The organism is Flavobacterium psychraerolatum (assembly GCF_025960985.1).
GTDB lineage: Bacteria > Bacteroidota > Bacteroidia > Flavobacteriales > Flavobacteriaceae > Flavobacterium.
Genome location: NZ_JAOQMX010000071.1, coordinates 1 through 11755 on the forward strand (window position 1 = coordinate 1; position 11755 = coordinate 11755).

Below are 11755 nucleotides of genomic sequence, written 5' to 3' on the forward strand. Positions count from 1 at the left end.
CTTGCAACGGATTATATAAATCCTGTTACAAGCGTTTTTTTATTGTCTAAAAAACAATGATAATCAAAATATGCGATGTTTTTCAGTGCCCTCGAAAAATTTCAAGAGCTTTTTTTTTGTGGATAAAAAGTATTAAACTTTATTTGCCTTTAGCATAAAGTCTTCCACTTTTTCGACCATATTATAACTTCCACAGAAAAAAGGAACTCTTTCGTGTAATTCCGTTGGTTTGATCTCCATAATACGTTGAAAACCATCAGATGCTTTCCCTCCTGCTTGTTCAGCAATAAAGGCCATCGGATTGCATTCGTACAACAAACGCAATTTCCCCTTAGGTGCTTTGGTACTTGTAGGATAAATATAAATCCCTCCCTTAATCATGTTTCTATGAATATCTGATACTAAACTTCCGATATAGCGTGATGTATAAGGACGATCTTCCTCTTCCGACTGACAATATTTAAGATAATCCTTTACTCCTTGCGGAAATTGAATATAGTTCCCTTCGTTGATAGAATAAATATTTCCGTTCTTTGGAAACTGCATGTTTGGATGTGATAGATAGAACGTTCCGATAGCTGGATTCAATGTAAATCCATTAACACCACAGCCTGTAGTGTAAACCAACATCGTTGATGTACCGTAAATCACATAACCCGCAGCCACTTGGCAAGTTCCTGGTTGTATAAAATCGTCCAAGGTTACAGGAGTACCAATTGGTGTCACTCTTCTATAAACTGAAAATACAGTTCCTACAGAAACGTTGACATCGATATTTGAGGAGCCATCTAGAGGATCCATCAAAACAATGTATTTGTTTGCATGTTTATTATCGTTGCCACGAACCGTAATAAAATCATCATTTTCTTCTGATGCAATTCCACATACAATCTCTCGATTGATTAAGGTTTGAATAAAAATTTCATTCGCATAGACGTCTAATTTTTGCTGATCTTCACCTTGAATGTTCTGCTCTCCAGCAGCACCAGTGATATCCACCAATCCTGCTTTATTCACTTTATAGCTAACCACTTTGGCTGCCAAGCGAATAGAGTTGATGATTCGAGATAGTTCTCCAGACGAATATTGAAAAGCATTTTGGTTTTCAATAATGAATTCTCCGAGTGTTTTGTTGCGTTCTTCCATTTAAGAAATCGTTGTAGTTGGTTTGAAGTCACAAATATCGTTTTTTTTGTTAAAAGGAAAATAATAAAACAAACCTAATTTGTTAGTATTGTATATTTGCTAAATAATAATTTAACAGATTGTTATAAAAATATAAAAAACAACCCAAAATGATCATTAGAAAAGGCAAACCACAAGATATGAATGCTGTTCTTGAATTGATTCTTGAATTGGCTATTTTTGAAAAAGAACCTGATGCTGTTGAGATTACTGTTGAAAATTTAATTCAAGATGGCTTTGGAGCACAACCATTATTTGGGCTATTTGTAGCAGAATCAAATGACACTATTATCGGTATGGCTTTGTATCACTATAAATATTCGACCTGGAAAGGAAAAAGTATCCATCTAGAAGATTTGATTGTGACCGCATCTGAAAGAGGAAAAGGGATAGGTAAAATACTACTACAAGCAATGGTTGATCTAGCCAAAGAAGAAAAAGTAAAAAGATTGGAATGGAGTGTTTTGGACTGGAATGCTCCCGCAATCGAGTTTTACGAACAATCCGGTGCCGAAATCCTAAAAGAATGGCTACTAGTACGTCTAGATGAAAATAGACTTGAGAACTTTGCCAAAAAAAATAATTAAAAATATTAAATCACAATTAAAAAACATGAGAGTATTTAAATTTGGAGGTGCCTCTGTCAAAGATGCAGAAGGAATCAAAAATGTTTATGATGTTTTACAAAAAGTAGGTTATGAAGATGTATTGCTTGTAGTTTCGGCTATGGGAAAAACCACCAATGCATTGGAACTAGTTATCAAAGACTATTTTGAAAAATCAGCTTCATTGCAATCATCTGTTCTAGAAGTTAAAAAATACCACAATCAAATCCTATTGGATTTATTTGAAGATGATAAGCAAGAAGTTTTTCAAGCAGTAAATAATTTATTTTCCGATTTGGAATATTTTTTAGCGCATAATAAATCACCAAATTACAACTTTGTTTATGACCAAGTAGTGAGTTTTGGTGAGTTAATTTCGACTACAGTCTTAAGTCATTACATGTCTTTTAGAGGAATCCAAACTCAATGGCTAGATGTGCGCAACTTTGTAAAAACAGATGCCAATTACAGAGATGCCGAAGTAGATTGGGACTTGACACAAACGAACATTTCGAAAAATGTAAAAAGAAAAATATTGAACGTTACTCAAGGTTTCTTGGGATCGGACGAAAATAATTTTACAACTACACTAGGACGTGAAGGATCTGATTATACCGCAGCAATATTTGCTTACTGCCTGAATGCTGAGAGTGTAACCATCTGGAAAGATGTTCCTGGAGTTATGAATGCTGACCCAAGATATTTTGAAAATGCAAGTTTATTGAATCAAATATCCTATAGAGAGGCAATTGAATTAGCATTTTACGGAGCCACTGTAATTCACCCAAAAACATTACAGCCGCTACAGAAAAAGGAAATTCCATTGTACGTGAAATCATTTATCAATCCATTATTAAAAGGAACTGTGGTTTCTAAAGGGGTTGCATTAGAGCCTTACTTACCTTGTTTCATTGTAAAAAGAGACCAATTATTGATTTCTCTTTCCTCTATTGATTTCTCTTTCATCATGGAAGAAAATATTAGTGAAATTTTTGCTTTGTTCCATGAATTCAAAATTAAGGTTAACTTGATTCAGAATTCTGCGATTAGTTTCTCCGTTTGCGTAGAAGATAAATTTGGTAATTTTAAAGATCTAAATGCTGTATTGTCTAAAAAATTCAAAGTAGATTTTAATGAGCATGTTACATTATACACCATTAGACACTTTAATGATCAAGCAGCTGAAATGGTTGAAAAAAATAAAATCGTTATCCTGAAACAAGTGAGTACAGAAACAATGCAGATTATCACTAGCGAAAAGTAATATTTTTTACAGCAACACTCCTTAATTATTAGGGGTACAAAATAACAAAGGGGCTACTATCTTTAGGATATTTAGCCCCTTTGCTTTATATTATATACTAAAGAATACACTACTTTTGACAAATTGACGTTATAAACGCTATGTTAAAAAAGCTTCTTTTTTCTATTCTACTACTTTCTTTTTCTTGGTCTAACGCCCAAGATACCAAGTCGTTGTACAAAACAAAGAAAATTGCAGTTGTAAAAGACACCATTAAAATAGAAGCCTTCAGCATCAACCCAACCCATTTCAAACTGATTGATGATCAAAATCAACTCATAGACAGTACTAAATATAACGTCAATTATGAGAAAGGAACACTTTTACTGAATGCCCTTTTTTTTGATTCTAAAAGAGATTCAATAGCTATACATTATCTCAATTACCCTGATTTTCTAACAAAAAAATACCAAATATACGATAGTAGTAGCGTGGTAGATACTGATATTTCGAATCAACCATTATACAAAATAGACAATCAACTCACCAACAAAACTGTTCCTTTTGATGGGTTGAATACATCGGGAAGCATCACAAGAGGAGTAACAATTGGTACCAATCAAAATGCAGTTTTAAACTCCAACTTAGACCTACAGATTACTGGAAAAATATCAGAAAAAGTAAGCTTACGAGCGTCACTACAAGACAGTAACATTCCGATACAAAATGGTGGATACTCTCAAAAGCTAGATCAATTTGACAATATTTTCATGGAACTCTTTAGTGATACATGGAACATTCGAGCTGGAGATATTTTTCTCGAAAACCATAAAACACAATTTTTAAATTTCAATAAAAAAGTACAAGGTTTGGCTGCCAATTTTGATTTTGGAACTGAAGATAGCAAAACTAATGTATTCGCAACGGCCTCACTTGTAAAAGGACAATATTCCAAAAGTAACTTTAAAGGTATTGAAGGCAACCAAGGCCCGTATAAATTAAAAGGTCAAAATGGTGAATTGTATGTATTGGTTATTTCGGGTTCCGAACGTGTTTATGTCAATGGACGTCAACTAAAAAGAGGGGAAAATAATGATTATACGATTGATTATAATGCCGGTGAAATTACTTTTACTCCTCTATTCACAATCACTTCTGAGATGCGTATTGCAGTAGAATACCAATATACAGATAGAAACTACACGCGATTTGTAACCTATGCGGGGGCCTCACACGACGATCAAAAATGGAGTTTGGCAGGTTATATTTATTCAGAAAATGATGTGAAAAACCAACCAGTTCAACAAAATCTCTCAGCAGATCAAGTCAAAATTTTATCTCAAGCAGGAGATAATACTTCTTTAATGAATGCTCCTTCAGCTTATGCCGATACCTACTCTGAAAACAAAACATTGTATGTTCAAAAAATAGTCAATGGCCAGTCCTTTTATGAATACTCCAACAATCCAGACGACACCCTTTTTAATGTACGTTTTACATTGGTTGGAAATAATAATGGTAATTATATTCTAGAAAACAGTTCGAGCATTACCAAAATATTCACTTATATAGCTCCTATAAATTCAGTTATGCAAGGAAATTACGAACCCATCACTCAACTTGTCCCTCCTACAAAGTTACAAGTTGCTACTTTTTTGGGGAAATATAATCCTTCAGAAAAAACTGCTGTCGATTTTGAAATTGGACTTAGTAACAATGACAAAAATCTTTTTTCTACACTGGATGATTCCAACAACCAAGGTTTGAGTGGAAAAATAAATGCCAAAAAACGTTTGTTCTCCAAGAAGTGGACTGTTGATGCTTTTGGAAAATATCAGTTTATACAAGAAAACTTCAGTTCGGTTGAGCGACTGTACACCATTGAATTTGATAGAGATTGGAACATCGCAACTACTCTTACTGGTAACCAAAGCTTATTGACTTCTGGTTTAAATTTTAATTTAAACTCAAAAACAAATTCGAAAAATAGTGGTACTCTCACCTATCAATTCGAAAAGTTAGACTTCTCAGGAACCTTTTCAGGAAATAGACATTTGATTAGTAGTTACTTTCAGTTGAACAACTGGAATATCAAAACATTAGGAAGTTACCTAACAAGTGATGCTACCACTAGCACCTCTACTTTTATTAGAAACCAAACACAAATACATTATCATTTTGGCAAAAACTGGATAGGCGTAAGCAATCGATTAGAAAACAATCAATCAAAAGATAAGGTAACCAATGATTTTTCGGCTTTGAGTCAACGATATAACGAATATGGTGCTTTTGTAGGTCGTGGAGACAGTACGAGAGTTTTTGTGGAACTTGGGATTTTAAAACGAACCAACGACAGTATCCAAAATGGACTTTTGCAAAGAGTAAACAATTCGAATTCCTACTTTTTAAAATCCAAATTACTCCAAACCAATACGAGCGACTTAACGGTTTATGCCAACTATAGAGTACTTGAGTACAATGACAGTACTATTAAAAAAGAATCTACTTTGAATTCTAGGGTAATTTTTAATGATCGTTTTTTTAATCAATTGATGCAAACTACAAGTACCTACGAAACCAATTCAGGTTCCTTACCGCAACAAGAATATACTTTTCTAGAAGTAGAAGCAGGACAAGGTGTCTACATGTGGAACGATTACAATCACAACGGCATACAAGAATTACAGGAATTTGAAATCGCACCATATATTGATCAAGCAAAATTCATTCAGGTATTTTTACCTAATTTAGTGTACATCAAAACCCATCAGACCAAATTTTCACAATCCTTGATAATCAATCCTACCCAGTGGCAAAACAAATCGGGCTTTATGAAAACGGCATCCAATTTTTACAATCAGACCAATTTTTTAATTAATCGAAAAACAAAAAATGATGGAGATAATTTTGAACTGAATCCTTTTACCAACTCCTCTGAAAACATATTGGGATTGAGTTCTAGTTTTAGAAATAGCTTATTTTACAAAAGGGGAAAACAACAACACTCAATAACCTATACTTATCTGGAGAACAAAGCCAAAAACTTACTCTCCAACGGAACTCAAGAGACTACGAATAGTTCCCATCAATTACAATATGCACATTTGTATCGTAAAAGTTGGTTGTTTGGATTTTTTACCAAAACCATCGCCACAAGTGTAAACTCTGAAAATTATCCTTTGAAAAATTACACAGTATCGGGTTACCAAGTGGCACCAAAAATTAGTTATTTATTTTCTAAGAATACTAGCTGGGACATTTTTTATGAATTACAAAGCAAGAAAAATCAGATTGGTAATTTGGAAACACTTTTACAAAATAGGTTTGGCACTTCAATTTCTTATTCTGGTAAGAAAAAGATAACCATAAATGGAGAGGTTTCTTTTTATCAAAATAAATACAAAGGCAACGAATTCTCTTCTGTTGGTTTCCAGATGTTAGAAGGTTTACAAACGGGCCAAAATCTAGTTTGGAAGTTACTTTTGCAAAAGAATATCACACAATTTCTAGATATAAATTTCAATTATTTAGGTCGAAAAAGCGAAACCAGTAAAACAGTTCACACGGGTAATATTCAGCTGAGAGCTTATTTTTAAAACAAGAAAAGAGAGCTCCCTAAGAAGTCTCTTTTTTCAACCAATCAATAATTTATCTCTTTATTTTTTACTTCATAGATACAATGACAAACTCACTTCGTCTATTTTCTTGATGTTCTTCTTCAGTACAAATTACACCATCTGCACATCTATTTACCAATTGTGATTCTCCATAACCTTTGGCAGTAAGACGAGTTGTATCAATTCCGTTTATAACAAGCCATTCTTTCGTTGAAATGGCTCTTCTTTCAGATAATTTTTTATTATACTCATCTGTTTGGCGACTATCTGTGTGCGAACGAATATCAATTTTCATCGTTGGATTTTGTAACATAACATCCAAAATTTTCGAAAGCTCTAAAGCTGCATCAGGACGAATATCCGATTTATTCAAATCAAAATAAATAGTTTTTATTTCAAATGCTTTCGCTAAATCATCTCCTATAGTTACTTTCTTGAGTCTTTTTTCAATTGTAATTGGTACTATTGTCCTCCCCACATCTGCTGCTGTAATTGTACTAATCTCGTCAGTAATATATTGTTCTTTTTCCGTTTTAATATAGTATTTAGTATCACATGCTACTTGGCCAAAATCAAATTTACCCTCTTTATTTGTCAATGTAGTTTGCAATAATTTATAACTACTATCAAACAAACTTACTTTTACTCCTACAACTATAGCTTTTGTTTCTAAATCGGAAACGATACCATTTAATAATTGCTCACATGGATAGTTTAAAGGTTTAACTTCTTTCACCAAATAAATATCATCTCCACCTACTCCCCCATCTCTATTGGACGTTATATAACCTACCTTAGATTCATAATCAATTATAAAACCAAAATCATCTTTAGAACTATTCAATGGCTCTCCAACATTTACTACAGTTGAAAAACTACCGTCTTGCCTTCCAGTAGCTACAAACACATCTAATCCTCCAAGTCCAGGATGTCCGTCTGAAGCAAAATAGAGTTCATTTTTCGCACTTATAAAAGGAAATGTTTCTCGCCCTTCTGTATTAATACTGTTTCCTAAATTTTCAGGAGTTCCAAAGGTTCCATCCGTATTTATCTTAACCTTATAGATATCAGACTGTCCTAATGTTCCTGGCATATTGGAAGCAAAGTACAATAACTTTTCATCCACACTCAAAGTAGGATGAGCGGTACTAAAATTATCGCTATTAAAGGGTAGTTCCACAATGTTTGTCCATTTATCAGCCTCCAAATCAGCTTTGTAGATTTTAAGCAATGTTGTATTACGTGAATCCTTCCCTCTTTTACCAGGAACATAATTGTTTCGAGTAAAATAAACGGTCTTACCATCTTTTGTAAAAACAGGAGTTGATTCATGATACTTTGAATTTAAACTTCTTGACAGCTGTTTTGCAGCCGATAGAGTTCCGTCAGGATTAACATTCGATTCATACAAATTTGTAAAACCTTCACCTGTCCAAGGATCTTTACTTTTCACAAATCCATTCTTATCTCTGGCTGTGGCAAAAATAATTTTGTTATTATTAAAAGCAGTTCCATAATCTGAATATTTAGAATTAATCCCTGCATCTTTGATAGAATATCTTCCAGAGTTTTCTTTTATTACAGCCAAATAATCTTTTTGATTAATAGCTAACTTTGCTCTACTATCATTTCCGCTTTCTTTATCAAATTTGGCCATCATTTTATCTGCCTTACCATACTCTTTAATTGCTTTTAGAGACTGAGCGAAACGATAGAAACATTCAGGCGTAAAATCTGTAGTGACTGAGAATAATGCTTTGTAATATTTAGCTGCATTAGTTAAATCCCCATTAAAATAATAGGCATTAGCTAATTTCAACAGCATATCTTGGGACTTATACCCTTTTTCGAACAAACGTTCATATGTTTTTATAGCATCAATATAGGCGTAGTTATCATATTCTTTATCTGCTTTATTATCTTTATTTTGCGCAGAAAGCTGGAATACCAAACAACTAAATAGCAATGCAAGAATGTAATTATTTTTCATATACTTTTTCTTTAGAAAAACCTAGGTGTTATTATCCTTCTTCTGTAATTAGAAAATTCAAATCTTAAAAATATTTCATGTGATCCAGAGTTATAATGTGACAAATTAGTCGTTTCAAAATCATAACTATAACCCATTACTAATTTGAAAACCTGCCAAAGCAGTTGCGGCTGCATCCCATCTCCAAGCTACTCCCAAGGTAAATTTCTCTTGTATAAGAAAGTTTGCAGAAACATCTAGTTGTAATGGTGCACCAGTAACTATTTTTGTCATAAAACTGGGTTTGAATTGCAAGTTCGGATTTAAATCAAATACATATCCTCCAATTAAATAAAAGTGTAAACGATCTACAATTGTATTAGAAGAATTATCATCAAAATGTTTATCCCTAAAAAAATTGGGAACAGAAAGACCTACATACATTTTATCTGAGTGAAGGTACAAACCCGTCCCAATGTTTGGCAAAAATGAATTATCGATGCTGCTTTGAAATTTTGGATCACTTAAATTATACCTATCCAATTTGGTATAATCTACATTTAATAAATCTGCTGTAGCCTTTATACCAAAAGATAAATCAAACTCCTCTGAGAATGGAATAGTATAAGAAATATCGGCAGAAATATTATTTTGAGTTGAGGCCCCAATATTATCATTTACAAACGAAATACCAATACCTATTCTTGAATTTTCAATAGGTGCATTGATCGATACAGCATTTGTAACTGGAGCACCATCTAGTCCGACCCACTGCGTGCGGTGCAATGCAAAAATACTAGTTACTCCACGGTTACCAGCGTAAGCAGGGTTTATTGTAATAGTATTATACATGTAATGTGAGTACTGTGCGTCTTGCTGTGCAAGACAAGACACCGTTAACAACAACATAAGAATTATGATATAATTTGTTTTCATATTATTTTTTTTATTTACTCCAACAGTGTTTTACTTTCCTGTATTCTGACCTTACTATTAATTAATTAAATGCAGATAACCCGATTTACCAAAATCATTTCCATTCTTGTCCTCATATTTAATCACATAGAAATAAGTTCCCGTTGGCAGTCTTTTAGCTTTATTAATAGTTTCTCTCCCTTCGGAAATACCTCTAAAAGCTTTACCAATATTATCATAACCATTAACATCATACACTTTTACTCCCCAACGATCAAAAATTTGAACTATATTATTTGGATAACAATCAGCACCTTGTATAAAAAAGAAGTCGTTCATGCCATCACCGTCGGGAGATACAGCATTATAAGGTCTAAGTTCACAACCATTAACTATTATAGAAGTTACATCATCTTCTAATGGACTACTATCATCTGAAAGGTCTTGAACTATTACTCCCGCTGGACTAAACCCACTTGCTTTTGATTGGCTCCATACCATTCCTTCGATAATATCAGCCTGAGTAATTACATAAACAGCCGTGAAAGTTGTTTTATCGATACCTCCAACTGGTAGGTCTATAGTTCCACTACTTTGATTAAGTCCCACCTTACTATCTTCGATCCATACACTAGTCAATGGGACATCCCCCGTATTCATGACCGTGTATGTATAAGATATCGTCTCTCCAACTTGTGCCATTCCATCACCGTTTTCATCGTTAAGCGTACCGTTCATCAACAAGCTAATTTTAGGTACTTGATTTAATAATGTCATAGTGCAAGTCAAACAACTTGGATTAACAGGACAGGTTGTACAAGGTGTAGGATCTGTAGATTGAGCCGTAACCGTTGGAATAGTTGTCACTGGAGTGTCTGCTAAAGCATTGGCCAAATTATATACAACACCCGTATTAATATCTTCTTGCGTAATGCTATATTCCGCCGTAAAAGCAGTATTATTTGACGCATTGATATTCAAAACTGGAATTACTATACCTAGAACAGTAGCATTATCATCGGATATTTTCACGTTTGTTAAAACTGTATTTCCAGTGTTTTTTACTTCAAAAACATATTTAATAATATCTCCAATACTCGTGATACCATCACCATTTGTATCTTGATAAATACCCTCTTTGGTAAGACTTATAGAAGGACTCTGAATAAATGGTGTTTCGGTCGCATCATCATTATTGATAGTTGTTCCTGAAGTATCTCTTACAACATTATTTCCTGGATCCATACCAACTGCTAATGCTGAATTCACAACCTTACCTGCATCAACATCTATTTGTTTAATGGTGTATTTCCCAACAATAGAGTTATTGGTTTCTCCTACTGCTAAAGTTGCTATGGTCGATACCGGTAATATTATTCCAACCATTGGGTCAGTCACAACAATGTTTTTAATTGTACTATTTCCTGTATTTGTCACAGAAAAAGTATAATCAATCGTTGAGCCCACCATTACTGGCCCTATTATTACAGCTGTTTTCACTAATGCTATGCTTGAAACAAAAGGGATTGTGGTAACAGTGCTATCATTATTAGAAATATCAGTACCAGATGTATCCTGAATATTATTCCCCATAGGATCTTGCCCTTTCACAATAGCTGTATTAATCACTTTACCTAAATCAATATCCAATTGAGTAATACTGTAATCTTTTGTTATTTCGCTAGATTCATTAGGCAATAAAGTACTTGGAACTAGTGGAAAACTTGCAATGCCTAATTTAGCATCATTTATTATGATAGTATTGATCGCTACATTTCCTATATTTTTCACGTTGAAAGTATAAGTAATTTTATCTCCTACTTTTGCTTTAGTAGCGTCTCCGTTATAAACACCTGTTTTAACGAAAACTATTTTTCCTGCAGTTGGCAAATTAGTTACCGTAGTATCATCATTATCAATAGCTGTTCCTGATGTATCTTGTACATCATTGCCTTTTGAATCTTTTCCTTTGGCAACAGCTGTATTGGTCACTTTACCTGAATCAATATCAGCTTGGGTAATTGTGTATTCTTTGGTTACTTCTCCAAATCCGTTTGGCGCTAGACTTGCTGGTACAATTGCTAAATCACTAACACCTAATTTAGTGTCATTTATTTTCACATTCAAAACCGTTACATTTCCTGTGTTTTTCACGTTGAAAGTATACGTAATCTTATCGCCTACTTTGGCATTGGTTGCATCGCCGTTGTAAACTCCGGTT

6 protein-coding genes and 1 pseudogene are annotated in these 11755 nt (G+C 33.6%); 3 read left to right on the top strand and 4 right to left on the bottom strand.

All coding sequences use genetic code 11. The features are described from left to right. Positions 1 to 132: 132 nt before the first annotated feature. Positions 133 to 1146, bottom strand: coding sequence for a class 1 fructose-bisphosphatase (fbp, locus tag M2326_RS16935; RefSeq protein WP_264620732.1), 1014 nt, complete (start codon positions 1144 to 1146; stop codon positions 133 to 135). Between the two features lie 149 nt (positions 1147 to 1295). Here fbp and M2326_RS16940 point away from each other — a divergent pair, with 149 nt between their 5' ends. The 3 genes from M2326_RS16940 to M2326_RS16950 all read left to right on the top strand — a co-directional run bounded on the left by M2326_RS16940 (position 1296) and on the right by M2326_RS16950 (position 6629). Next, positions 1296 to 1772: a GNAT family N-acetyltransferase gene (locus tag M2326_RS16940; protein WP_264620733.1), complete on the top strand. Its 477-nt coding sequence runs from the start codon at positions 1296 to 1298 to the stop codon at positions 1770 to 1772. Between the two features lie 25 nt (positions 1773 to 1797). Further along, the gene (locus M2326_RS16945) at positions 1798 to 3054 is read left to right on the top strand and encodes an aspartate kinase (protein ID WP_264620734.1); all 1257 of its coding nucleotides are present in this window, start codon (positions 1798 to 1800) and stop codon (positions 3052 to 3054) included. 140 nt (positions 3055 to 3194) lie between these two features. Beyond that, on the top strand, positions 3195 to 6629 hold the full coding sequence (locus M2326_RS16950) for a hypothetical protein (protein WP_264620735.1): 3435 nt from the start codon (positions 3195 to 3197) through the stop codon (positions 6627 to 6629). 67 nt (positions 6630 to 6696) lie between these two features. Here the strand turns inward: M2326_RS16950 and M2326_RS16955 are convergent, their stop codons facing one another. The 3 genes and pseudogenes from M2326_RS16955 to M2326_RS16965 form a co-directional block, all read right to left on the bottom strand. Next, positions 6697 to 8640, bottom strand: coding sequence for an OmpA family protein (locus M2326_RS16955; RefSeq protein ID WP_264620736.1), 1944 nt, complete (start codon positions 8638 to 8640; stop codon positions 6697 to 6699). Positions 8641 to 8651: 11 nt separating this feature from the next. Further along, positions 8652 to 9555 (bottom strand): annotated as a pseudogene (locus tag M2326_RS16960) (PorP/SprF family type IX secretion system membrane protein). Positions 9556 to 9612: 57 nt separating this feature from the next. Next, positions 9613 to 11755 (bottom strand): DUF7507 domain-containing protein (locus M2326_RS16965; protein ID WP_264620737.1); only part of this gene is annotated, 2143 nt, incomplete at its 5' end.

What these genes read in the sequence shown, in the direction of transcription:
- fbp (WP_264620732.1), bottom strand. Translation starts at nt 1,146, where the DNA reads ATGGAAGAACGCAACAAAACACTCGGAGAATTCATTATTGAAAACCAA.
- M2326_RS16940 (WP_264620733.1), top strand. Translation starts at nt 1,296, where the DNA reads ATGATCATTAGAAAAGGCAAACCACAAGATATGAATGCTGTTCTTGAA.
- M2326_RS16945 (WP_264620734.1), top strand. Translation starts at nt 1,798, where the DNA reads ATGAGAGTATTTAAATTTGGAGGTGCCTCTGTCAAAGATGCAGAAGGA.
- M2326_RS16950 (WP_264620735.1), top strand. Translation starts at nt 3,195, where the DNA reads ATGTTAAAAAAGCTTCTTTTTTCTATTCTACTACTTTCTTTTTCTTGG.
- M2326_RS16955 (WP_264620736.1), bottom strand. Translation starts at nt 8,640, where the DNA reads ATGAAAAATAATTACATTCTTGCATTGCTATTTAGTTGTTTGGTATTC.